Source organism: Hymenobacter sp. (assembly GCF_035709525.1).
In the GTDB taxonomy this organism is placed as follows: domain Bacteria; phylum Bacteroidota; class Bacteroidia; order Cytophagales; family Hymenobacteraceae; genus Hymenobacter.
Genome location: NZ_DASTEP010000063.1, coordinates 23,828 through 46,669 on the forward strand (window position 1 = coordinate 23,828; position 22,842 = coordinate 46,669).

The following is a 22,842-nucleotide window of genomic DNA, read 5'->3' on the forward strand; positions in this document are numbered from 1 at the left end:
CTACCAGAGCAGGTAGCCGGCAGCAGCTATCTACTCTACCACCAGTTTTTTAGCTACAACGCCGGCAGTGGTGCTTAGACGCAGGGTGTAGATGCCGGGGGCGAGCTGAGGCAGGTCAAACCGATGAGCCGTCATACCTTGGGCAGGCAAGGAAAGGGTGCGTACCTCGCGGCCTACCGCATCGAGCAGCGTAGCCACGGCGGCGGCACGCCCCAAGGCGGCGGGCAGTGTTATCGTCACGGTCGAGGTAGCAGGATTGGGATACACGGCCACTTGCTGGGCCAGCGCGGTGGGCACCGTAGCCAGCGTGCGGTTCTGCGTGGTGAACAATACGGTGTAGCGGCCGCCAGCGGCTGCGTTGGCGGCCAGTACGAGCGGGATGCTGGTGCCGGATGTCAGGCTGGTATAAGTACCAGCGAGGCCATCGCGCAGGTAGGCAAAATAGCCGGCCGGCAGGTTGGCCAGGGCATCCACTTGCAGGGTATAGGTGCCAGCCGTAGCAGCGGCTACATGCAGCGGCACCGTCACGTCGGCACCCGTCGGCACGGGCAGGCCATCGATAGCGAGGCGCTCGGTACCGGCTTCAAAGGCCAGGGCCAGGCCGTTGGAGCCGGGCAGGAAGCTGGCGTCGAAGGCCCGGTCATAGCCGGTGGTGGCCCCGGCTTCCATGTACACCGTGGCCTGGGTGCGGGCCATGGCGTTGCTAAGAGCTAGCGTAAGTTGAGGCCGGGTATCGGCGGTAGTGCGCTGCACGGGCGTGGCATCGAAGGTAGTAATGCGCTCGCTGTTGGTGAAGGTCAGGCTGCCGCTGGTGCCAGCCGCGGCGGTCCGCACGAAGAAGCCCTGGCCCAGCGGCACCACGTTGGTGCCGCCGTTGGTGCCCACGTTGTTCACGTACGCCGCGTACGAGCCGGTGTACTGGCCGCTGCTTTTGAATACGAAGAGCGAGTTATTGATGCCATTCAGGCGGTTGTTGCTCACCATCAGGTTCCAGTCGAGGGCCGAGGGGAAGGGGTTGCCGCGCAGGTGCCAGCCGCTTTCCGCCTGGCTGCCGCGCGTGAGGCCGCCGGCCACGATGGGCGTCACGCCATCGTTGGGCGTGCCCACGAAATCAACCAGCTCCGAAGCGTTGATATTTACCGTGTAACCGCGGCTTACTTCCATCGCGTCGCTGAGGGCGGCGGGCGAGATATAGCCTTTGTCGAAATCGGTAGTGCCCGCGCTGCCGCTGGTGTTCACCCGGGTTTCGTCGTAGCCAAACACCGTGGGGAAGGGCGTCGCGGTGTTGCCCACCGTGTTGTACGCCGGGTTCACCACGGGCGAGTAGGTGCTGGTAGTCAGGTCGGCTACGGTGGTATTGCTCACCGGGGCCGAGTAGTGGCGGTAGCCCGCGCCGGGGTTCAGGCTGCCATCGAGGTAGCGCTGCACGGTCACGTTGCCAGTAACGGTGCCGCCGCTCGATACGAGGTAGCTGGTACCCGCGGCGCTCGACAGCAGGGTCAGCGTCTGGCCGTTGGTCACGAGCGAGTTGCGCACCGTGAGGCCGCGCCGGATAGCCACCGGGCCGCCGAGGTTGGTAGTCGCCGCGCTGCTGGTAGTCAGGTTGGGGAAGGTGGTCAGCGTGCCGCCAATGGTTTGGGCGGCCGTGCCCGCCAGCGTGACGCTGCCCGTGCCGGTGCCCGCAAACGTGACGGTCGCCGAGTTGTTCGTGATGTTGCCGCTCACGTTCAGCACCGAGGCATCGGCCAGGGTGAGGGTAGCGCCCGAGCCCAGGCTCAGGCCGTTAGCTTGCTGAGTGCCGCTTACTACGGGGTCGTTGGCTACGTCCAGAATGGTAACGTTGTCGTTCGCAGTGGGCACCAGGGCGGGCACCCAGTTGTTAGCCGTGCCCCAGTCAGTGCTCGAAGCGCCGGTCCAAACCAAGCCCGCCGCAATGACGGGGCCAGGCGTGAGGAAGGCGGCCAGGCCGGTCAGGTTCGAGCCCGAGCCGATGCGGCTCACCAGGTTGGTCGTCCCCGCCGTCAGGTCCAGCGTGTAGAGGTTATCGGAGTTGCTACCCACGGGAGCGGCCGACAGGAAGGCCGCATTAACGGGCGCGGTAGCGTTGCTCAGGTCGGTGTAGATGTCAAAATCGGCCCCGAGCGTGGTGTTCAGCGTCAGGCCCAGGCTGCCCTGGTCCACGTAGGTGCCGGCGTTAGCATTGGTAGACCGTACCAGCACGTTGCGGGCCTGGTCGACGCCGTACAGCGTAGTGCCGGTGTTGGCATTGTTGTCGTTGTTGGTGTAGGCAACTCCGGTCAGTACCGGCGCGCCGCTGGGATTCGACAGGTTGGTATCGGTCGTAACGGCACCGGTGATGGGGCTCACGCGCAGGTTGGCCTGATTAGTACCCGATACTACCCGGATAAGGTTTACCGTGGGGTTAAAATCGAAGCCGATATTGGCCGCCACCGTACCCAGGTTGTAGGCGTTCAGGCTGCCCACGGCCGTCAGCGCGCCGGTGGTCAGGTTGAGGGTGTAGAGTTGGCCCTGCTGGGTGCTGGCGTTGTAGCCCAGAGCATACAGCGTGCCGGTGGCGGGGCTGAAATCCAGGCCCGCCAGCACCTGCGAGCCATCGGCCGGCAGGCCGGTGATGTTCACCGCCGTGCGAATAACGGTCGGGTTGCTGGCGTCGAACGACACGAGGTTGCCGCCGGCCACGCCGTAGAGCAGCCGCCCGGTGAGCGCCGCCGAGGCATCGGCCCCCGCCAGCTGCGCCGAGATGTCGCGCACCGGAATGCCGAGGCCGATGGCTCCCAGCGACGTGGTCGCTCCCGTGGCCAGGGTCAGCGCGTAGAGGTTGCTGGTGCTCTGCCCGTTGGGATTGGCCGTCAGGTAGGCTTCGTTCGTCAGGTTGGTGCGGTCGAAGTACACGTCCACATCCACCAGGGCATTGCTGGCGCTCAGCGCAACGCCCAGCGTACCCACCGTGTTCAGCGTGCCCGCGTTGGGCGGGTTTTGGGTGGCCAGCGTGTTGCGGGCCTCGTCGATGTCGTAGAGCGTGGTGCTGGTGCTGCCGGGGTAGCTGTTGGTGTAGCCCACCGCACCGATGCGGGGCGTTTGCCCGGCGTTGGTGTCGGTGCCCGCGTAGGCCAGGGCCCCGTCGGTAGCCGCCAGCGCCCCGTTGTTGGGGTTGAGGCGGTAGTCGGCGCGGTTGGTGCTCACCACCCGGATGCGGTCCACGGTGGGGTTAAAGTCGAAGCCGATGTTGTCGGTAGCGTCGCCCAGCGCCAGCGTGATGGGGCCACTACCCACCGGTGTCGCCACGGCCGTGGTCAGGTCGATGGTATAGAGGCGCGATTCGCCGGTGCTGGTATTGTAGCCCAGGCCAAACAACTGCCCGGTATTGGGCCGGAAGTCGGTGCCCACCAGCGTTTGCCCGGTGGCGATGCCCGTGATGGCCACCGCCGAATTGATAAAGCCCGGCGTGCCTGAGTAGAAGCTGAGCAGGCTATTGTTGGTGCTCACCGCGTACAGCAGTCGTCCGCTCGGCGCTGGCGTCGTGCGGTTGATGCGAACGGCAATATCCGTAATGCCCACGCCCGTACCATTGATAAACCCGGCAAACGAGGTAGCCCCCGTCGCCAGGTTCAGGCGGTAGATAAACGAGATAAAATTACCGCTGCCATCCACCTGGTTTACGTTCAGGTACGACTGCTGGTCGTTGGGCCCAGCGGTATAGATATCCAGGTCGGTGCTGGCCCCGGGCGCGTTGAGGGGCGTCGGATTGCCCCCCGCCGTGGGGTTAATGGTCGCTACCGTCGCCAGCGAGCCCCCGTTCGGGTTGTCGGAGCGCACCAGCAGGCTGCGCTGCTCGTCGATGTAGTACAGCGTCGTGCCGGCCGCCCCGATAAATGAATTGGTGTAGGCCGCCGTCCCAATGAAGGGATTCTGCCCGGCGTTGGCGTCGTTGGTCACGTAGGCCAGGGCACCGTCGGTAGCCGCCAGCGTCCCGTCGTTAGGGTTGAGGCGGTAGTTATTGTCGTTGGTACCCGCCACCCGGATGCGGTCCACGGTGGGGTTAAAGTCGAAGGCAATGCGGTCGGAGCTACCGCCCAGCTCCAGCCGGATGGCACCGCTACCCACCGGCGTCGCCACGGCCGTGCTTTGGTTGAGCACGTACAGTTGGGCGTTGTTGCCGGTGGTGCTGGCGTCGTAGCCCAGCGCAAACAGCTCCCCGGTCGCGGGCCGGAAATCAATGCCCACCAGCATTTGCCCGGCGGCAACGCCCGTGATGGCCACGCGCGTCTGCGAGTTAGTTGGCGACGCCAGGTTGACCGACGTCAGGTCGGTACCCGAAAGCCCAAAGATGGTCTGGGCCTGCGCGGCGGCCGGCGCGGCCAGCGCCAGCGCAAAACCCGCTGCCGTACCCAGCAGCTGAAGGAACCGCCGGCTCGTTACCGGTGGTGAGAGTAAAGACTTAGGCATGAAGTAAATGGTGTAAGGTGAAATAAACGGGATTTAAATAGAAATGAGCTCTTAAGTGGTTTACAGGGCTGCATTTAGCGGACAAAGCGAACGGTACTCAGTGCCGTTAGCCAGGTTACTCGAAGGCGGATGGTTCGTTTCATAGCAAAGGCTAAGAGCGCGATAACAGGGCCCCCACCTCCTTGCTTGCAGCTAGGGCCGGAACCCAACGGTAAAGTTACTGGCAAGCACTACGTGAATAGGTTAAGTTATAGCGCTATTATCCTACTGTGATTTATCAAAAAATGCGTTTTTACCTTGTATGCGTAGTTTTTATATTTTTTACTAATAATAAATTTATACTTTATCTTGCAACTATCTAATGGTCATAAGCGGCCTGCGTATAGTGGTCCAGCAAAAAATAGACAGTGAGTTAAGATGGAGATAATCCAGCTAAATGAGATAGTTTAGGGTAGCGTTTTCAAATTTCTGTTGGTAAAAGGCGCTTTCTCCACAGGTCCGCGATAGTAGAAGCTGTTGCGCGAGAGGCCCACAGGGGGTGTGCATCGAACTGGCCAGGTCGGCTTGGGCAACCAGGACGCGTTGATGGGCTATTGCTATGGCCCCAGCGTTCTTTAGCAGCGCGTTTTCCATCTGGAGTCGGCTAATAGCGGCGTATAGTGGCTCTACGTCCGGGGTTAGTGCGGTGGGAGCAGGCGACTCGGCGAAGGACCGGAAACAGCCAGGGTTACGTGGGTTACGAGGCATCTACAGTAGCATCGCTATCAGAATCCAGGCCGTCGCTGCCATTCCAGAAAACAGCCAGCTAAAAATAGAATAGTGCTTCTTGGTAAAGTCTTATGTATGTGAATACCAAAGCCATAAGAAACATCAAAAATTTTATACTATACTATAAATAAACCTGTGTAAAATGCCTGATACCCAGGTTTAAGTATAAAAAGGTATAAAGGGAAAATACCTTTTGTACTTATTTTTACCTTTTTCTTAGAATACCCAAGAACTGATTACCAAGTACATCGCCTAAGAATCGGCGAAGCTACGTGAGCCCGGCTGAAATAGAGGACATGGCCGTGCCGGACGTTGGCCTGAAAAATGGCTTCGTGGACGAGCGCCGCCTGCCCTGGCCGTGGTTTGAGCAGTACTATTTCAACCACGGCCTGCTGAGCTTGCTGGCCCGGCCACTCATCTGGCGCCTGCACCAGCCCGACGGCACGCAGCAGGACGCGCTCTGGGTGCGCGACACCTGGCGCAACCTGCGCGCCCAGCCCGTGCCCGCCCCCACGGCCAACACGCAGTTGCAGCTCTGGCACCCCGTGCTGGCCGCCCCGCCCGAGGTGCTGGCCTGGCGCGAGCTGCTCGAGCGCCACCAGCTGCGCCAGCCGCTCAAGCAGGCCTTTCGCGAGGTATATCTACTCACCCCGCCCGAGGAGCGCACCCGCACCTACTCCAACCGCCTGGCGGCCCACCTTCTACAACTACGTGAGCACCGACCAGGTGCGCTTTGTGCGGGGCGACGCGCCAGTGCCGCTGCCCGCCGTGCCGCCGCTGGCCTTCTCGGAGGTGATGCGCGACGTGGACCTCTTTGTGGGCGTGGCCAGCGTAGGCAACGACCCGCAGTGGCGCGACAACGGCGGCCTAGCGCAGTTCCGCGACTACTGGGAAAGCTACAGCTTTGGCGACCTGAGCGAGATGGCCAAAACCCGCAAGCTGGCCCTGGAGCGGCTGGTGCCCCGCCTCAAAATCGGCAAGGTGAGCGAAATAGCTGTGAGTAGTGCGCGCCCACGGCTTTAGCGGCCGAAGCCCGAGTTGGGAAAGTTTGCCCAGCCGCTGGACCATTATTTACGCAGCCAACGCGGCCGCAGGACGGCGTGAGCTACCCACCAAATCTGCCCCAACCCGCCTGCGCTAGAGGTCTTTTTTGTGCACGGGGCAATGGTAGCGCGGGTCGCAGCCTGAGACTAAACAGCCACGCAGCACGACGGTGCCCTGCCGGGCCCGACGTATAGCTCGGGGCGTGGGCCGGCCGTACACGATGGGCAGCAGGCGGTCGGTGTGGCCGCCCACGCAGGCCGGGCGGGCGGCGGCCGGGTAGGCGTAGGGGCAGGCCGTAGCACCAGGCGGGGCCTGGGCCGTGGCCGGGCCAACGCCTACCATTGCCCCTAGGGCGATGAAAGCCAGCAATGCTTTTTCATAACGGGCTGAGTTGACTGCGAAAGCTACCTTGGCGCTTGGTTTTTAGGGCTCGGCGGGCCGCCCGGTGGGCGCCTGCGGCTGGGGGCTCGCAAATTTCAGCTGTTTCAAGACGCTTTTGTATGCCGCTTACGCTTCGTTTTCGATGGTGGTCCTGGCTGGTGTGGCTCGGGGTGCTGGGCGGCTGCCAGCCTAAGACGCCGGCTCCTACGCGCATCACGGCCGAGAACTACCTCACGGCCATTCCCGACCCCAAGACGCTGGGCGAAGCCTACGTGAGTGACCCCGACGGGGTGCTGCCCCCAGGGGCCGCGCCCACCCTCAACGCCCAGCTCGACAGCCTCGACCGCAGCGGCCGGGCGCATATCGACGTGGTGCTGGTGCGCAGCCTGGGCGAACTGGTGCCCAAAACGGCCGCCACAGCGCTATTCAACAAATGGAAAATCGGTAGTAAAGCCACCAACAACGGCCTGCTGATGCTGCTGGTGCTCGACCAGCGCCGCGTGGAGTTTGAAACCGGCTACGGCCTCGAAGCCGACCTGCCCGACATTATTTGCTACCGCATTCAGCAGCGCTACATGCTGGAGCATGCTCGCGCCGGCAACTACGATGTGGCCGTGCGGGCGGGCGTGGCGGCCATCATCCGGCGGCTGCGGCCGCCGGCCGCGCTCCCCAAGCCGGTGCTGCGCACGGCCGCCGACTCTTCTAAGTTCTACGTCGACAGCTTGCAGCGGGCCATCATGGCGCAACATGGGCTGCTGGATGACGAAGACCCGCTGAACACGGCCCAGCCCGGCGAGGATATGGCCGGCTACTACGCCACGCCTGAGCCGGCGCCGCCGTTTGGCACGCTGGTGGTGGGCCTGCTGGCGCTGGTGCTGTACCTGGTGCTGTGGCACTGCACCACGCGAGAACTGCGGGCGCGCTGGTGGCTGCTACCGGTGGCCCTGGGGCTGGCCGTGGGCCTGGTGGTGCAGGCCCTGCGCGAGGCGCTGACTACGAGCGAGTTTCTGGCACTTGCCTACGGGCTGCCGTTGCTGGTTGTTCACGGCTATTTTGGGTGGCACTATTGGCGGGCGCGGGCGCCGGTGCCGGCCCTGGGTCGGCCCGCGGCCTATGGGCAGCGCCAAGCGGCGCACCGGGGGCTGGGCTTCACGGCCTACTTGTTTCCGGTGGCGCTGGCGCTGTATTGGCCCTGGCACCGCCGACAGCTGGCGGCGTTGCGCGATGCGCCCTTTGCCTGCCCCGAGTGCGGGCAGCCTATGCACAAGCTGTCGAGCGCCGCCGAAAAATCGTATCTCGAACCCGCCCAGCTAGTCGAAGAGACCTCAAACGCCGTGGACTACGACGTGTGGGCGTGCGCGAGCGGCCACCACGTGTCACTCGCCTACCCCAACCCCGAGAGCCGAACCAGCATTTGCCCGGCTTGCCAGCACCGCACCCTCGCGCCGGGCCGGCTGCGGATAGAGCAGGCCGCCACTACCCGGGCCGAGGGCTGGGGCTGGCGCGTGCAGCAGTGCCGCTTTTGCCAGCACGAGGAGAAAATGAAGGAAACCATCCCGCGCCGCTCCAGTCCCGCCGAACGGGCGGCTGGCGGCTCATCCTCCTCGTCGTGGGGCAGTAGCACGGGCAGCAGTAGCGCCGGTAGCAGCCGAAGCACCAGCAGCGGCGGCTCGTCGGGTGGCGGCGGGGCGGGCAGCAGCTGGTAAGCGGCTGGCGCGGCCGCGGGTTCTTGCTGGAGTCTGCGTAGGATACCCGGTTCCGGCGTAGCAGAGTGGGCGGCACTGGTTGGCTTGCTGCGCCTAATGTTCGTAGCTGTGCTTGGTTCGCTGCCTGCGCCCGAACGTCGCCCCTAGTCAGCCGTACAGATTAGACCTTACCCACGCTATGCTTTCCGTATGGGGTTATTTTTTCTTTGCCTGAGCGGGCTGGCGCTGGCCTGCCCACCCCAGGCCCCGCGGGCCTCGGGGCCGGCGCTGCCCGCTGCCATTCGCCGGGCCCTGCCTGCGGGCTACGCCGTGCTCGACGCAACCCAGGGCGACCTGAACCGCGACGCGACGCCCGACTGGCTGGTGGTGCTGCACCGGCCCGACGAGCAAAAAACCTCCGACGTGATAGACCATCCCACCAAGCGGCCGCTACTGCTGTTCGTGGGCGGCGCGGGCGGCACCTACACCCTGGCTGCCCGCTCCGATAATGCCGTGTATTGCGTGGACTGTGGCGGCATGATGGGCGACCCGTTTGTGGGCCTGGCCATCAAGAAAGGCTATTTTACGGTGGAGCACTACGGCGGCAGCGCGCAGCGCTGGACGCGCTTCGTGACCTTTAAGTACGACCCGGCAGCCCGTACCTGGCTGCTGCATCGCGACGGTAGCGAGCATTTTCACGCCCTCGACCCCGAGCACGGCACCACTGCGGCCACTACCGCCAAGAACTTCGGCCGGGTGCCGCTGGCCAAGTTTGACATTTATAAAGAATAGCCCACGCCAGCCGCCCTTCTCGCCAGCCGCTACCTTCCATGTCCTTTGATTTTCAACGCTTTCGGCAGCAGCTTACGCAAGCCGCCAGGGACGCCTTTCTGGAGCTGCTGGCGACGAACCCCACCGAGCGCTTTTACAGCTTTGCCTTGTACAGTGATGAAGGCGCTCTGACGGTGTGCCCGTCGGCCAACACGCTGGCGCACCTGGCCGCCCAGCCGCCCGAGGACCTGCCGTATGCCAAATTCGAGCCGGCCGAGTGGGCCTACGAAATGCGCGGGGCCGCCACCCAGTTTGACGAGCTAAGCCGCCAGCTGCGTACGCACGTGCTGCATGAAGCGCTGGCAGAAAAGGAATTTGAGCAGTTTCGCCAGCAGCTCTACACCACGTGCGTGGCGGTGCTCGACGAGCTGCGGCAGCAGCGGTTTTTCGACCAGGCGGCGGGCCGCGAGGTATTTCTGCTGTTCAGCGTGTCCGATGGCGATACCCCGGCGGCCGAGTTAGCGCAACTCGTCAAACGCCTTAATGAAAACGCCTATTGCGCTGAATACCTGGCCTGGCTGGCGAGCTGGGAAACCTGAAGCCCCTGCTATCTCCACCTCAGAAGTATCCTTCTCTACTTACTCTAGCTGCCTGCATGAAGCGGATTCACGTTACTGCCCTAGGTACCCTGGCTACCCTGCTACTGAGCATCAGCGCCTGCCACCCCGACCAGCCGGCTACCCAGCAGCCCGTTACTGCCTCGCCCGTTGCCGCTAGCCCACGAGCCCCGACCAAACCGGGCGTGACCTCGGCTACGGCCGACGACACGCTGCACTTGCCCGGCGGGCAGGTAGTGCAGTTTCGTCCTATCACCCAGGCCACATTCAACCAGCTGCCCAACAACTCCTTATACGAAATGCCCAACGACCCCGGTGCCGAGCACCTGCCGGCGGCCGCTGGCGGGGTACGTCGGCAGGGTCTAGCGCTGTTATTGCAGCCGGCGCAGGGCAGCGCGATACGACTCGCCTCCACGGCTACCGAGGCTGAGCTGCAAAATGGGGGCGTGAAGTATATGTACTGGGGCAGCCTGCCCACGGCCCACCAGTGGGTGGTGCGTGCCTGGGCCTGGGAGTCGGCGGGCACGGTGCTGGTAGACCAGCGCACCGGCCACCGCCTGGCCGAGCTGCCCGGCGACCCCGTGGCCGCGCCCGATGGCCGCCGCGTATTGTTCTTCAGCCCCGGCCTGGGTGGCGGCGACCAGGCCAATATGTTGAGCTTGGCACAGATAGAGCCCACCGGCGCGCGCCTGCTTTGGCAAATCGAGCCCACCACCTGGGAGCCAGTCGAAGCCCGCTGGGCCGCCCCCAACCGCATGGTGCTGAAGCGCCGCCATACCCTGCCCGATGGCAGCATGGCCGACGATGCCCGCGTGACCTACGACGAGCTTACCCTACCCCGCTAAGCCCGCCTTATGCTTTCTACCCGCTTGCTGCTAGCCATCGCGGTGCCCTTGCTAGGGGCGTGTCGGCCCGATTCGCCCCCGGAACTGCCGCCGTGCCTGAAGCCTCTGCTCGAAACGCTGTCCGTCCGCTACCGTCCCCTCAACCGGCAGGACACGCTGACCAGCTACTGGGCGCCCGATTCGCTCTGGGCTGATAGCCTGTTTCACCTGACCGATGCTCACCGTAGCCAGCTCCTGCTGCGGGTGCGGTTTGTGCCCGCCTCGGTAGCGGCCGCCGCCGGGCTCGATACGCTCCGTTTCCGCCGTCCCTCTTCCCAACTCGAACTCTACCCTCAACCCGGTTACCACTGGAACTTCTACGCGGGCCGCAGCCCGGAAATCGACCTCACCGAAACGGCCGACAAGGTGCCCCTGCGCCTGGCCCTGACTACCACCTGGCGGTATTCGTTGAGCGAATATCGCCGCTGGCGGCACGAAGCGGCGGATGACCCCCGTACTGAGGAGCGCAACAACTACCTGGTGGACTACCCCTTCGGAGTAGCGGCCGAGGCCCGCGTCAGCGACTCGGTGGCGTACGTCCGCGTATTTCCGATGCGGCCCCGCGTGCCCCGGCCCGACACGCTATACCCGTACCTGGCCTACCAGCGGCCCTTCCCGCTGCGCCACCAGCGCATTCCCCTGGTGGCCGACCAGCCCGATACAACCCGGCACGCTCTGCTCCGCCTTAGCTTTCGCGTGCTTCACCATTCGGCTAACTAAGGCTGCGTTTTAGCCTGATGGCCAAGTAAAACTCAGCGTTGCAAGCCAAGCAGTGAGCGGGTTAGCCAACTCGTCCGGTTGCCGCTTACTGCTCACGCAGTAGTTAACGCACTGTTTTTTCCTGGCTGCTCAACCAGCTTTTTGCCCGTAGTTGCCAGGATACGTAAGGCAGGAGAATGGAGCGAATAATTCGTAAGCTGCTGCTTACCTGGGTGGTGCTTTTAGGCGCCTGCCTGCTTACGCAAGTGTTTCCTTTCTCGGGAAGCGCCCGGCTGGGCTATTGGTTGCTGCTGGTGGTAGCCCTCACCAGCCCGGTAGTCGTCCTGCTCCTGTTCTGGAGAGTGGGATTGGGCCTGCGCGAGGCATTTTACCGGCTGCGCGTGCTGCGGCGGGCGGCCAGGTGGAAGCGGAAAGAGCCGCAGGCACCCTGGACCGGGAAAGGGTGGGACGCGTAAAGAGCCCCCGGCGGCGGAAACCACGCCAGGCCCCTGTCAGCTTGCTGAGCGCCGCCTAGGGCAGATTCCAGATTAGTGTACAGTCATTGAAGGGCGTAGAGACGCAAATAGTGCGTTTCTACGCCCTGTACACCAACTTAAGAACCGCTCTGATTCTCACGCGGTGAGGTCGGCATCAGCCCGCCCTAGGTAGTAGAGACACCCATATGCCACCGCTGGCGGCAGCAGTAAGATGGCCGCCGAGTACCCAAGCCCCAGCAGCCCCAGGGCTACTGCTGCCGCCCCCCAGCTAGCCCACAGCAGCACCCGCGCCGTGCGGGTCTGGTAAAACAATGCGCGGCGCAAAGGTGCCGACTGGGTGCGCCGGGCCAGGCGCCTGGCCAGCGCGTTGAGGCGCACGGTGCCGGTGGGGTCGTCGGGGCGGGTACCAGGGCGGTCGGCCAGGTGCAGCACCCGGCCGTCGGCCAGCTCCAGGCGCAAGTGGTACTGCGCAAATCCTCGGAACCGCAGCAGCCGCAGCCAATAGGTGTAGGCCACGATGCTGCTCAGCAGGATGGTTTCGGGGGGCAAGGCCGGCTGGGTGCTAGGCGGCTCCAGGTGCAGCGCCTCGCGGTCGAAACGCAGCAGCCGAGGCCGGTTGCCGCGCGCCCGCCGGTAGCCGGCTCCTAGCAGCAGCCCCAGGCCGAGCAGCGCGCCCACTGCGTTGCGCCTAGGCGTGGGGCTGCCGGCCAGCTTCAGGGTGTTGAGCAACAATAATAAGCCACCCAGCAGCAGGGCCATAGCCACCAGCAGGCCCGTGGGCTGCACCAGCACCAAGCTGCGCTGGGCGGGCCGGGCGGCAAGTGCGGCGGGTGAGTGGCTGGGCATAAACAGATAGCAAAAACGCTTGGCAGCTTGCTTACCCGGATAGATTGAGGTAGGGCACGGCTATCCTGCAAAACTAAGCAGTCGCCTACCCGTAGGGATACGCCTCCGCTTTATGCAGTGATGCCGGTTTCGCTTTCACTCACTTTGCTGAGCATCAGGTTAATTTGGCCTGAAGCTACTAAGTCTTGCCGGTTAAAGTAGTACAACTGCCGTTCTATGCCTCCAAACTCCGCCCTAAGTGAGCAGCTTCGCCACCAGCTGCGGGCGCTGCTGCGCACCAAGCAGCAGTTGCTGGTAACGCCCGCCGAGCGCCCGGCCGCTTCGCAGCTCCTGTCGCACAGTGGGGGCGACCCGTACTTTGAAGCCGGCGAAACCTGGCCCACCAACCCCGAAACCGGCCAGCCGCTGGAGCTGATTTTTCAATTGGTAAACCCGCACGGAGATATGCCCTGGCCCTTCGAGGCGCAGGTAGTGCAGTTTTACCACAACTACTACTGGGGCGAACTGCCGTTTGACGACGGCGACCCGCGCGATTTTCGCGTGAAAACCTATCCACACCTGCGCCCCGCGCAGCTGGCGCAGGTGCCCCGGCCCGCGGCGCTGCCGCCCATTGGGTTCAGCTATATCCACACCCAGGCTGCACCCTCGCTGCCCGACGATGAGGAGCTGGCCGACCTGGCCCCCGAGCTGCAAGCCCTGTGCGAGCAGTTGCGTCCCGACGACTGGCGCGCCGCCTACAACCAAGCTGTGACGGAGCTGGCCGGCGAGCCCGACCTGGGCTCTTGGGTGGGCGGCTACGCGCAGTGGCTGCAAGGGGCGTACCCCACGGGCACGTTCTGGCTGCAATTCGACAGCACCGCAGAATTTGCCTGGGGCGATGCGGGCCTGCTGTACTTCTGCGTCGATGGCTCCGACCCTGACACGATTTCCTTTCAACTACAAAGCTGTTAATGACCAGTGCATTACTGCTCGGCGGTGCCCTGGCGCTGGCCAGCCTGGCCCCGCCCGCCTACCGCACCTACCACAACGCCCGCTTTGGCTACCGCATCGACTACCCGGCGGATTTCAAATCCCAGCCCGAGCCGGCCAATGGCGACGGCCGCCGCTTCGTGTCGGCCGATGGCCAGACGGTGCTCACGGCGTATGCGGGCTACAATGCCCTGGATGGGGGCCTGGCTGCCAACCGCAAAATAGCCCGACAGCGCTGGCAGGAGAAGCACGCTACCTTCGTCCTCGACCAGCTCACGCGCACGGGCTACGTGCTGTCGGGGCAGGTGAAGGGCCGGATTTTCTACGAGAAGACTGTCCTTCAAAGCAACACGCTCACCACCTTTTTGTGGGAATACCCAGCTGCTCGCAAAGCCGCGATGGATGATGTTATTCAGCATACCATCCGGACGTTGCAACCCAGTGTGGCGGGTGAAAACTAGCGGCGGCAGCTAGCTGCCGTTGCGGACAGTGAGCCAGGAGCGAAAAGTAGTTGCTTCTTCCGCCGTCAGGCGGTGCTTGCTGCCACGCGCTGCGAGAGGTAAGGGTTCACAATTATTCTACTGCTTGGGCAACGAATTTGCTCTTACCAGCCGCGCAACCGGCCGCCGACACTTGCGTTCAACAAAGCTTATTCATTTCGCCTTATGGTTTGTTGCTTCCGTTTTCCTGGTACCCGTTGGTGGTATTGGAGCTACTCGCTGGTGGCGCTGCTGACGTTGCCCCATGCGGCCCCAGCCCAGGCCCCGCCGCCCGGCACCGACTACCTTGCCCCGCTCAAAACCAAGGACCTAAGCCGGCTGTGGCGGGCCGACCGGCTGGTATTCTACGGTACCCCAGGCGCCGATGTATTTCCGGAGCCGCTGGGCTTTATTGGTGCGAACTACCAGCGCTTCTACCTGCATTACACCAGCGTGCGCCCGGCCCCCGGCCAGCCCTACGTGTACCAGGTGAGCGGTAAAACGCGGGTAAAAACGAACGTGTGCGCCTTCACCGGCACTATCACGGTGGTGAAAGCGCGGCTCTATAAAGCACCCAACGCGGAGCATCCGCAGCTTCGGGAAGGAGAACTGACCTGCCGGGTCGAGCTGGCCGAAGACCGCCGCCAGCCGGGCAGCGGCACTCTCAGCGGCACGCTCACCACCTATTTCTACCTCGACGCCAAGGGCCAGCCCCAGTACAATTCCTTGGAGCCCATGGACGGCTTCAGCAACAACCAGTGCGTGGCCACCTGGACCAGCTACGCCACCCGGCAGCGCAAGCCCTGCCACTGGGGCGATTTTAAAATCCCGGAGTCCGGCGACCTTGACTTTAGCGTCAGCGATTTTGAAGTAGCCGCCAAATACGTGCCCAACGGCTGGCAAACCTACATGGCCGCGCTGGAAGGCTAGGCCGACAGTCCCAAAACCCGCCAAGCCCGCGTTGAAGAAAAACGCGCCTGGTGGAAATAAGCTATGCCGCAGTTTCCTTCCCTTCAGCGAGTCCTTCAGGAGGCCGGGCGCGTTTCCCCTACCCTTGCTATGCGCCGGGGCGGGGTGCGTAGCGGGCTGCCAGGTCACGTATTTGCTTACAGCTGCGCCTGTTCGTCTCGTCGCTGAATCAGCGCGCACTGGACCACCGGATGCAGTACGCGTATACCGCCGAGGGGCTGCTGGAAATCAAGCCCTGAGGCCAGAAACTTGCTGTTAACTTCTAATGCCCTGGCCTAGCCCATGAAAAAATGTTGCTTACTCCCTGTTTGCCTGCTGCTAGTGGGTAGCGCCCAAGCCCAGCTGCGGGTGAGCCCGCTAGCCCCTTCGGCCGTGCCGGCTAACCTCAAGCGCAGCGGCCGCGTGGTGCAGGCCCTGCGCTATACCGACCGCACCGGTACCTATACCGTGCTGGCCACTGAAATTGGCCCCCGGCCCGACCCCGCCGCCCAAAGCAGCGAGGGCCAGCGCGCCGACCTCTACGCCTACCAGTACCCGGCCACCGGCGCGGCCCCCACCTGGCAGGTGCACGATTTTGCGGACGACTGCCCGCTCGACCTGGAAGCCCGGTTTCTCTCGAAAGCGCTCACCGTCACCGACCTCGACCAGGACGGCACGGCCGAAGTCTGGCTGGTGTACCGCACCACCTGCCGGGGCGACGTAAGCCCGAGCACCCAGAAAATCATTATGTACGAAGGCCCGCGCAAGTACGCCGTGCGGGGCACCAGCCGCATTGCCCTCGGCGGCGGCCGGCACGATGGCGGCACCTACACCCTTGATGCCGCCTGGGCAGCCGCGCCGGCTAGCTTCCGTCAGCATGCGGCGCAGCTCTGGCAGCAGCACCGCAACGAGCGGCTGAGCGAATAGCTGCCCGCTGGTATAGCTAAGGAGCTTGTTCAGGGCTTCTGAACTTTCTAGTAAGTAGTCATGCTGCGCGGAGCGCAACGGAGTTAAAGTATCTCTGTCGCCCCGCTGAACGGCTCGGAAGAAGCGGTAGAGATGCTTCGACTCCGCTCTGCTCAAGATGACGGGCCTAAACAGGTTTTGGTAAACCCTAAACAGGCTTATGCCTTCCTCTTGGATAAGTTCTATTAGCTTCCATACCAAGGCGCTTATTGGCCGCGTTTGCTGGTGAGCGGCCGCTCTTGGGCTGGCTTACTTACTGCCTTTTCTATTCTGCCACCAACTGGTTGTCTATGCTTCGTTTCGCTACTACTGCGCTGGTTATTTCGCTGCTGGGCCTGGGGGCCTGCCAGCCGGCCCCCACCACCACGGCCGTGCCGCGCCAGGTGCGTAGCGTGGGCTACGGCCACGTCACGGTGTACCCCAACTACGCCGAGCTGACGGTGGATGCTGCCTTCACTCGCCCCCGCCTCAAGGATGCCGTGGCCGAGGTGCAGCGGGTGGTGGACCAGGTGCTGGCCGTGTCGAAGCGCTACGCGCCGGGGCGCGACGACGTGCGCGTGAGCAGCACCTCGTCTAACAAGGAATTCACTTACGTGAAAAACAAAGAGGTCTTCGTCGGCTTCAACTCCACGCAGTCGGTGACGGTGCGCATCAACGACTTGCGCCAGCTCTCGCCCTACCTCGAAGAACTACTAGCCACGCCCATCAGCCGCATCAAAGACCTGAGCTACGGCCACAGCCAGGCCGATAGCCTGCGCCGCGAGGCCGACGTGCTGGCCCTGGCCGACGCCGTGAAAACGGCCGATAAACTATGCGCCGCCCTGCACGTCAAGCGCGGCGCGGTGCTCGAAGTCAACGACAGCTCCAGCCCCGAGAGCAGCAACACCAACGGCTGGGGCCGCCCCGCGGCCAACATCGAGCTCTACAGCAAAAGCTTCGGCGGCCAGGGCTTCAAGATGAGCCCCGAGCTGCTGCGCTTCGATAGCCAGTGCAGTTTGTCGTCAGCCCTGGAATAGGGCCTGGGCACCAGCCTCACTAGGTGCCCAGGCTGGCCAATTTGCCGCTACCACTTATCCAGCCACTCTTTTTTCTTGGCCGCAAATTCCTCGGCCGTAATAACGCCCGCGTCGAGCAGCTGCTTGAGCTTCTGGAGCTGCTCGGCGGGGTCGGAGGTAGCGGGGAGTGGAGGGCTGGCCTGGCCCGCAAGCAAGCGCCCCAATTCAGCCCCGGCCCCCAGGTGCAGGCCCGCGCCGGCCAGGCCGCTGGGGTTGCGGGCGGCTTCGCGCAGGGCCTTGAGCTTTTCCAGCTCGGCGTAGCTGAGGCCAGCGGCGGCGGCTGCCTGGGCGGCGGCCGCCGCGTCGGCCACGCGGCCGATGCGCTGCTGGGTGGCCGCATCGAAGACGGTGCCGGTGAGGCGAAAATCCGTCAGCTCCAGCCCTAGGTTGGCAAACTCGGCCGCCAGTGGCTCGTGCAGGCCAGCGGACAAGGCGGCCAGTTGCCCATCGAGCTGCTGATACGAGAAGCCCGCCGCCGCTAGCTGCGCGGCCAGCACCTGCCCCAGGCGGCTTTGCAGCAGTGATTTGGCCTGTGCCACGGCGTAGGTATCTGCCAGGCCCGCCACCTCCGTGAAAAAGCGGCGGGCGTCGGCTAGCCGGAAGGAAAAATTACCGTGCGCGCCCAGCTCCACCGGCACCTGATACACCGGGTCAAGGTATTTCACGGGCGTGGGCGTGCCCCAGGGCTGGTTCACGTTTTCGGCCCGGCGGTAGAAGTACAGCTGCACTTTGTGCTCGCTCTCGAAGCCGGTGCGCAGCTTTAGCAGCGTGGTGATGAACGGCTGATTGTCAGTAGTCAAGTGGTAAAGTCCCTCTGCCTCCAGCACGTCGGCCACCGCCCCCTCGTACACCAGCAGCACGCCCTGGCCGGGGCCCACGAGCAGCTTGCTCGCGTCCTTGATTTCGTCGCGCACCGAGGGGTATTTCCACAGCAGCAGGTCGGGCTGTGGGTCGGGCCACTGAATAACTTCGGGCAGCTGGCCCCGAAAAAAGTTGAATGCCATAGCTAGTCGCAGGTAATGGGCGGGCCGAGCTCGCCGGCCGGGCTCAGGGTGTATGTAGTGCGGTCGCGGCCGACCACGAAGCCCCCCGCGTAGCGCAGGGCCAGGTTGGGCAGGGGGCCATCGGCGGGCAGCGGGGCGGTGAAGCGGACGGCGGCCGTGCGGGCATCGAGCGCCTGCACAAAGCGCTGGCTGCCGAGGCTGGCCGTGGCGTAGTAGGTCAGCAGCACGTAGTCGGCATCGTGGTAGAGCACGCTGGGGTAAAAGAACTGCCGGCCGGGCGTGAAGTCGCGATACGACAGCACGCGGGCCTGGGCCAGCTCCTGGGGCGTGATGAGGCGCTTCACGTGCGGGTCGGCGCTGGTAAAAACGCCCGAGCCGCCGAAGTCCTTGCGCCACACAAAGCTGGGCGCTACCTGCGGCCCACCATCGCCGGCCCGATACTGGTAGGCCAGCAGTTGAATGGGCTCATCGGGGTAGTCAGAGCTGGCCTCGCTGAAGGCAAAGCCCGTGCGTACCGGGCCGGCGGGCCGCTGGGCAACGGGGCCCCGGCCGCGGGCGGCATCCCAGGCCTCGTCGGCGGTGTACACGCGGTGCGCGAGCGGATACAGCAGCAGGTTGCGCCCGTCGGCGGTGAAGATGTGCAGGGCGTCGTCGTGGCGGTCGCCCCGGTCGAGGGTCACCACGCCGCTGGCCAGGGCCGGCTGATTGGCCAGCAGGCTGGCCGTGACGTTGGGCAGGGCGGGCGGGTTGGCTTGCACCTGGTAGGCGGCATTGTCGGTGCAAAGCAGCACGGTGCCGTTGGCCAGGCGCTCCAGCTCCACGGTGGGCACCCGGGGGCGGGAGCCACCGGGCAAGGGTAGCTCCTGTTGCACAGTTCCGGTGCGGGCATCGTAAAAGACTACGACGGGCTGGTAAGCGTCATGGTTGGCCGTGGCTTTGGCCCCGGCCACCACCAGCACCGGCTGCCCGCCCGCGCCCAGCACCAGCGCCGACTCAGCCGTTTGCCACGCGCTCGGCGGCGGCTCGTTGCGGCCGGTCATGATGGGGTCGGGCTCCAGCGTCGTACCGGCTCGCTTGTGCTGCGCCCAAAAATGCGTTCCCACGCTCCACAGCACCACCAGCCCCGCCATGAGCAGCGCCCAGCGCACCCGGCGCCGCATCTCGGCGGGCGGAATATTTACTGGCGGCGTGCCCGGCACCTGCCGGACGTTCACGTTGATGTCGTCGCTATCCAGAAAATACTCTGTACCGCAGTTGGTGCAGCGGTAGGTGTCGGGTTGCAGCGCTACTTGTTGGACACTGCCGCATTTGGGACACTGAATGGCTTTAAGCTGTTTGGCCATGCGCAGGGATGGGGGCCGGGCGACCAGCCAGGCGGGCTAGTGACGCTTACGCGGCGAGCCAGCGCAGGTTCTTACCGACAGTGGGTGGGGTGTCCGCCACTACTTGAGCCAGGAGGTAGCGGCAGTAGCGTAGCCTTAGCCGGCGGTTTGGCCAGGTTGTCTGGTTAAGCTGTAGATGATTAGTTGGCAGCTATTCTTTCTGTCAAAATCAGGAAAGTAGTGTCTCATCTTCTGCTGTTTCGCTTGGCTACCTCGTAGCTTAGCAGCTCTATTATTGAAGCTGTTTAGGAAGTCTACATTCGTCATGCTGAGCGCAGCGCAGCGGAGTCGAAGCATCTCAGCCGCCTCCTCCAAACCATTCAACGGGGCGATAAAGATGCTTCGACTCCGCTGTGCTACGCTCAGCATGACAGGAAGTTTTGCATTTCAAAACTTCCTAAACAGCTTCGTTATGTGTTATGCTAGGCTTTACCGTTATTTTTTTACTCGCTACCTTTTATATGCATCACATCATTTACTTAAGTTGTGCCACCGCGCCACTCACCAGTGCGCAGCTGCAAGCCTTGCTCACGCTGGCGCACCAGCGCAATACCGAGCTAGCCATCACAGGCGTCCTATTCTATGCCAATGAGCGGTTTATGCAGGTTTTGGAAGGGGAGGAGGAAACCGTGCAGGCGCTGTACGAGCTGATTAAGCGCGACCCCCGCCACCACTCCGTTATCGCGTATGCCGACAAGCCGATTGTCGAGCGCAGCTTCAGCGAGTGGGCCATGGCTTTTCAGCCCGGCAGCCCGCAGCAGGTGCTGAAACTAGCCGGCTACCTGGGGCCAACGGACGTAGCCGTTGAGGTAGCTGGCTTGTCCCCGAAGGATAAAAATCTGTTTGACCTGCTGCGCTCTTTTACGCTACCTTAAAAACGGCTCCCCGCACGTACCACCACTTGCGAGCCGGAAACGAAGCAACGCCCCAAAGTCTACCCCACTCTGCTCCGCTCGTTACCCAGCTGGAGTCCTCAACTTATTTCGTCAAGACGGATTGGATGGCTTGTAGCTAAGCTACCTATAAACTATTGCAGCACAACCTTTTCGCTTAGTACTGCGGCATTGTTCTGCACCCGCAGGGTGTAAAAGCCAGGGGCTACGCCAACCGTTGAGAATGACTGCTCTTCGGCGCGACCTAGCGGCTGCTGCCGCACTACCCGGCCCACCGCATCCAGTAAAGTGGCCGTGCCCAGGCGGTTGCTGGCAGGCAAGCGCAAGGTGAGCTGGCCCGTGGCGCTGGGGTTTGGGAAGATGGCTAGCTCCTGCTCGCTGGTAGTGGGCCAAGCTTTGAGCAAGGCGGGCGTAAACTCATAGGCCCCGATATCAGGAGCCGTGAGGCTGCGCGCGGCGCCGGTTATATCCTCGCTCACCTGCGCCAGCGGCACGGCCGCCCCGCTTAGCGCGGCAGCACCCGGCAGCAGGTTGCCGGCCGCCGCCGCGCCAAACTGCGGAGCCACGGCCACGCTGGCCCGGTCGAAGGTGCTGCCGTTAGCGGTTTGCCAGTCGGCCAGCGTGGCGTATGGCACGCCGGCGTAGTAGCCGGTTTTGAAGTTGGTGCCACTGCCCATCAGGTTGTTATGGTCGGATACTGTAGTGCCGGCCGCCGAGGACAAGTACACCGCGTAGGTGGTGCCCAGGCCCGCGCGGGTTACGTGCACCAGGTTGTTTTGGAATACCACATCCTGCGCCGACGTTTGGTAGAAGCCATAGGTATTGGATGCCGTCGTGCTGGTGGGGTCGTTGATGTCGACCGTGTTATAGTAGTAGCGCATGCTGCTCGACGAGGCATTGTAAAAGCCGTAGACCGAGCCCGCGCCCCCGAGGTCGTACACCAGGTTGTTGGCTACTACATTAGGCTTGCCAGTAATCGTCGTACCGGTGCTCATGAACATGGCAAAAGCCCCACTGGTAGAAGTAGTAGCCGGCGGAAAGGCCCGGTGAATGCGGTTTTTCTCTACCGCTGCCCCATTCACCCCCGCCCCGAGGGAGATGCCGTAGAAGGTGGTGAGCGCCGTGCGCGTGGGCCGCGAAATGTCGTTACCAAGCAGCTGCGGCGAAGTGAGGTAGCTGGCAAAAATACCGTAGTAGTGAAAGTCGCGCAGCGTGTTGCCGCGCACGACGATGCCCGGCGTACCCGCCGTGGCCACCCCCGTGCCCACCACCGCAATGCCGTAGTAGCCGCCCTGCACCGTGTTGCCGCTAAGCGTCAGGTGTTGCGGAGCCGCTGAACCCGCGGTGGTGGCGTCGGTAGAAGAAGCACTGGACACGATGCCCGCGAAGCTGCTCGTCGTGGCGCTGGTGCTGGTCGTCACGGCACACTTGCGGATGATGCAGTAGTCCGCATTGTTCAGCACCTGGATGCCCCAGCCATACGCGGCCGTGCTGGTACCGCCCACGGTGGCATCCACCGTCAGGCTATCGAGCGTCACGTAGTCGGCCCCGCTCAGGGTAATAACCGCCTTCTGCGCCGCGTTGGTCGAGCCAAACTGAATCGTGCGCCCCTGGCCGTTGAACGTCACGCGGTTAGTGGCGCTACTGCCCGTGATAGGGCCGAGGCTTAGCTGCTCGGTGTACGGCCCCCCGCTCACCGCGAAGGTAACCGGGCCGCTCACGCCGCTGGCCGTGAGGGCCGCCGCCGCCGCGCCAAAACTCGCATAGTTGGTGCCGCCCGTGGGCTGGGCGCTATCGATGGTGTAGGCACCAGCTAGCTGGGCAAAAGCGGCCGGGCTGGCAAGAAGTAGCACAAAAGCGGCCCATAAAATGCCAAGCTTACCAGGAATAGCGGATGGAAGGCGGTGGCGCCGCGCCGCGCTGGCGAAAGAGAAACAGGGGCTCATCAAGCAGAGGGGTAGAGATAAAAAGGGAATCCGGACAGTACCCCCACCAGCCAGCCAACTACTGGGCGCTCAAGCTCCTGAGCGGCAAGTCGCCTCGCTATGATTTGTGCCCGCCTGGGGGCCTGGGGCTGGTGGTGGAACCCAGCCAGGCACTACCCGCTGGTGCCTGCATCTGGGAGAAGGCCGGGCTGAAAGCACCAAGGCTTTGCGCAGCTACGTCGTGAACGCAGCCGCAAAGCTAGGAAAGGCGATGCTAAATATTGGCCTTATTTATAATAATTCTAAATAAAAAAACCAAACTAGTTTATCTACAGTGTTTACTAGCTTGCGTCCTTCGTCGTGAATACTGCTTTATGACGCAACGCCATAGTAAATCCCAGCTACCCACCAAGGCCCCGTATTTTACTCTGGTGTCTTAGCCGCACCACGTGGCGGCTGCTTAAGTAGCAACCTGTGGTGAAACGGCTTACTAAGGAGCTGTTGGTATTAGCCTCTCTCTTTTGATTTTACCTAGACAAAAGACGTTAGACACAAGCCAGGG

General features: G+C 63.4%; 18 protein-coding genes and 1 pseudogene. 13 read left to right on the forward strand and 6 right to left on the reverse strand.

What is annotated here, in order from left to right; all coding sequences use genetic code 11:
* Positions 1-30 precede the first annotated feature (30 nt).
* The gene (locus VFO93_RS05875) at positions 31-4,467 is read right to left on the reverse strand and encodes a DUF4394 domain-containing protein (protein WP_325133409.1); all 4,437 of its coding nucleotides are present in this window, start codon (positions 4,465-4,467) and stop codon (positions 31-33) included.
* 1,064 nt (positions 4,468-5,531) lie between these two features.
* Here VFO93_RS05875 and VFO93_RS22340 point away from each other — a divergent pair.
* Positions 5,532-5,891: pseudogene (locus VFO93_RS22340) on the forward strand (DUF4132 domain-containing protein); the annotation flags it as partial.
* A gap of 55 nt (positions 5,892-5,946) precedes the next feature.
* The gene (locus tag VFO93_RS05880; protein WP_325133410.1) at positions 5,947-6,258 is read left to right on the forward strand and encodes a hypothetical protein; all 312 of its coding nucleotides are present in this window, start codon (positions 5,947-5,949) and stop codon (positions 6,256-6,258) included.
* Positions 6,259-6,372: 114 nt separating this feature from the next.
* Here VFO93_RS05880 and VFO93_RS05885 read toward each other — a convergent pair whose 3' ends face one another.
* Entirely contained in the window at positions 6,373-6,621 is a 249-nt protein-coding gene (locus VFO93_RS05885; protein ID WP_325133411.1) for a hypothetical protein, read from the reverse strand.
* Between the two features lie 158 nt (positions 6,622-6,779).
* Between VFO93_RS05885 and VFO93_RS05890 the strand changes: the two genes are divergently transcribed.
* From VFO93_RS05890 to VFO93_RS05910, 5 genes are all read left to right on the forward strand, one after another.
* Complete coding sequence (locus VFO93_RS05890) at positions 6,780-8,366, forward strand: TPM domain-containing protein (protein WP_325133412.1); 1,587 nt, start codon at positions 6,780-6,782, stop codon at positions 8,364-8,366.
* Between the two features lie 189 nt (positions 8,367-8,555).
* Entirely contained in the window at positions 8,556-9,137 is a 582-nt protein-coding gene (locus tag VFO93_RS05895; protein ID WP_325133413.1) for a hypothetical protein, read from the forward strand.
* A 38-nt stretch (positions 9,138-9,175) separates the two neighbouring features.
* Positions 9,176-9,715, forward strand: a complete 540-nt coding sequence (locus tag VFO93_RS05900; protein ID WP_325133414.1) for a DUF4303 domain-containing protein — start codon at positions 9,176-9,178, stop codon at positions 9,713-9,715.
* Positions 9,716-9,771: 56 nt separating this feature from the next.
* Entirely contained in the window at positions 9,772-10,578 is an 807-nt protein-coding gene (locus tag VFO93_RS05905; protein ID WP_325133416.1) for a hypothetical protein, read from the forward strand.
* Positions 10,579-10,587: 9 nt separating this feature from the next.
* Positions 10,588-11,337 (forward strand): hypothetical protein, encoded by a 750-nt coding sequence (locus VFO93_RS05910; protein ID WP_325133417.1) that lies wholly within the window; start codon positions 10,588-10,590, stop codon positions 11,335-11,337.
* A gap of 611 nt (positions 11,338-11,948) precedes the next feature.
* Here the strand turns inward: VFO93_RS05910 and VFO93_RS05915 are convergent.
* A complete protein-coding gene (locus tag VFO93_RS05915; RefSeq protein WP_325133418.1) occupies positions 11,949-12,659 on the reverse strand; it encodes a hypothetical protein in 711 nt (236 codons plus the stop codon).
* 216 nt (positions 12,660-12,875) lie between these two features.
* Here VFO93_RS05915 and VFO93_RS05920 point away from each other — a divergent pair, with 216 nt between their 5' ends.
* From VFO93_RS05920 to VFO93_RS05940, 5 genes are all read left to right on the forward strand, one after another.
* The gene (locus tag VFO93_RS05920; RefSeq protein WP_325133419.1) at positions 12,876-13,610 is read left to right on the forward strand and encodes a DUF1963 domain-containing protein; all 735 of its coding nucleotides are present in this window, start codon (positions 12,876-12,878) and stop codon (positions 13,608-13,610) included.
* Positions 13,610-14,089: a hypothetical protein gene (locus VFO93_RS05925; protein WP_325133420.1), complete on the forward strand. Its 480-nt coding sequence runs from the start codon at positions 13,610-13,612 to the stop codon at positions 14,087-14,089. Before VFO93_RS05920 ends, VFO93_RS05925 begins: the two co-directional genes overlap by 1 nt.
* 204 nt (positions 14,090-14,293) lie before the next feature.
* Complete coding sequence (locus VFO93_RS05930; protein ID WP_325133421.1) at positions 14,294-15,037, forward strand: hypothetical protein; 744 nt, start codon at positions 14,294-14,296, stop codon at positions 15,035-15,037.
* Between the two features lie 321 nt (positions 15,038-15,358).
* Positions 15,359-15,982 (forward strand): M949_RS01915 family surface polysaccharide biosynthesis protein, encoded by a 624-nt coding sequence (locus VFO93_RS05935; protein WP_325133422.1) that lies wholly within the window; start codon positions 15,359-15,361, stop codon positions 15,980-15,982.
* Positions 15,983-16,311: 329 nt separating this feature from the next.
* Entirely contained in the window at positions 16,312-17,037 is a 726-nt protein-coding gene (locus VFO93_RS05940; RefSeq protein WP_325133423.1) for an SIMPL domain-containing protein, read from the forward strand.
* A 47-nt stretch (positions 17,038-17,084) separates the two neighbouring features.
* On the opposite strand, the gene VFO93_RS05945 is transcribed toward VFO93_RS05940, so the two are convergent.
* Positions 17,085-18,080, reverse strand: a complete 996-nt coding sequence (locus VFO93_RS05945; RefSeq protein WP_325133424.1) for an SPFH domain-containing protein — start codon at positions 18,078-18,080, stop codon at positions 17,085-17,087.
* 2 nt (positions 18,081-18,082) lie between these two features.
* Positions 18,083-19,423 carry a hypothetical protein gene (locus VFO93_RS05950; RefSeq protein WP_325133425.1) on the reverse strand — a complete coding sequence of 447 codons (1,341 nt, stop codon included), beginning with the start codon at positions 19,421-19,423 and terminating at the stop codon, positions 18,083-18,085.
* A gap of 500 nt (positions 19,424-19,923) precedes the next feature.
* Between VFO93_RS05950 and VFO93_RS05955 the strand changes: the two genes are divergently transcribed.
* Positions 19,924-20,337 carry a BLUF domain-containing protein gene (locus tag VFO93_RS05955; RefSeq protein ID WP_325133426.1) on the forward strand — a complete coding sequence of 138 codons (414 nt, stop codon included), beginning with the start codon at positions 19,924-19,926 and terminating at the stop codon, positions 20,335-20,337.
* A gap of 152 nt (positions 20,338-20,489) precedes the next feature.
* Here the strand turns inward: VFO93_RS05955 and VFO93_RS05960 are convergent, their stop codons facing one another.
* A complete protein-coding gene (locus tag VFO93_RS05960) occupies positions 20,490-22,208 on the reverse strand; it encodes a T9SS type A sorting domain-containing protein (protein ID WP_325133427.1) in 1,719 nt (572 codons plus the stop codon).
* Between the last annotated feature and the right edge of the window lie 634 nt (positions 22,209-22,842).

What these genes read in the sequence shown, in the direction of transcription:
- VFO93_RS05925 (WP_325133420.1), top strand. Translation starts at nt 13,610, where the DNA reads ATGACCAGTGCATTACTGCTCGGCGGTGCCCTGGCGCTGGCCAGCCTG.
- VFO93_RS05905 (WP_325133416.1), top strand. Translation starts at nt 9,772, where the DNA reads ATGAAGCGGATTCACGTTACTGCCCTAGGTACCCTGGCTACCCTGCTA.
- VFO93_RS05940 (WP_325133423.1), top strand. Translation starts at nt 16,312, where the DNA reads ATGCTTCGTTTCGCTACTACTGCGCTGGTTATTTCGCTGCTGGGCCTG.
- VFO93_RS05875 (WP_325133409.1), bottom strand. Translation starts at nt 4,467, where the DNA reads ATGCCTAAGTCTTTACTCTCACCACCGGTAACGAGCCGGCGGTTCCTT.
- VFO93_RS05930 (WP_325133421.1), top strand. Translation starts at nt 14,294, where the DNA reads ATGGTTTGTTGCTTCCGTTTTCCTGGTACCCGTTGGTGGTATTGGAGC.
- VFO93_RS05890 (WP_325133412.1), top strand. Translation starts at nt 6,780, where the DNA reads ATGCCGCTTACGCTTCGTTTTCGATGGTGGTCCTGGCTGGTGTGGCTC.
- VFO93_RS05950 (WP_325133425.1), bottom strand. Translation starts at nt 19,423, where the DNA reads ATGGCCAAACAGCTTAAAGCCATTCAGTGTCCCAAATGCGGCAGTGTC.
- VFO93_RS05935 (WP_325133422.1), top strand. Translation starts at nt 15,359, where the DNA reads ATGAAAAAATGTTGCTTACTCCCTGTTTGCCTGCTGCTAGTGGGTAGC.
- VFO93_RS05920 (WP_325133419.1), top strand. Translation starts at nt 12,876, where the DNA reads ATGCCTCCAAACTCCGCCCTAAGTGAGCAGCTTCGCCACCAGCTGCGG.
- VFO93_RS05885 (WP_325133411.1), bottom strand. Translation starts at nt 6,621, where the DNA reads ATGGTAGGCGTTGGCCCGGCCACGGCCCAGGCCCCGCCTGGTGCTACG.
- VFO93_RS05955 (WP_325133426.1), top strand. Translation starts at nt 19,924, where the DNA reads ATGCATCACATCATTTACTTAAGTTGTGCCACCGCGCCACTCACCAGT.
- VFO93_RS05900 (WP_325133414.1), top strand. Translation starts at nt 9,176, where the DNA reads ATGTCCTTTGATTTTCAACGCTTTCGGCAGCAGCTTACGCAAGCCGCC.
- VFO93_RS05910 (WP_325133417.1), top strand. Translation starts at nt 10,588, where the DNA reads ATGCTTTCTACCCGCTTGCTGCTAGCCATCGCGGTGCCCTTGCTAGGG.
- VFO93_RS05895 (WP_325133413.1), top strand. Translation starts at nt 8,556, where the DNA reads ATGGGGTTATTTTTTCTTTGCCTGAGCGGGCTGGCGCTGGCCTGCCCA.
- VFO93_RS05945 (WP_325133424.1), bottom strand. Translation starts at nt 18,080, where the DNA reads ATGGCATTCAACTTTTTTCGGGGCCAGCTGCCCGAAGTTATTCAGTGG.
- VFO93_RS05915 (WP_325133418.1), bottom strand. Translation starts at nt 12,659, where the DNA reads ATGCCCAGCCACTCACCCGCCGCACTTGCCGCCCGGCCCGCCCAGCGC.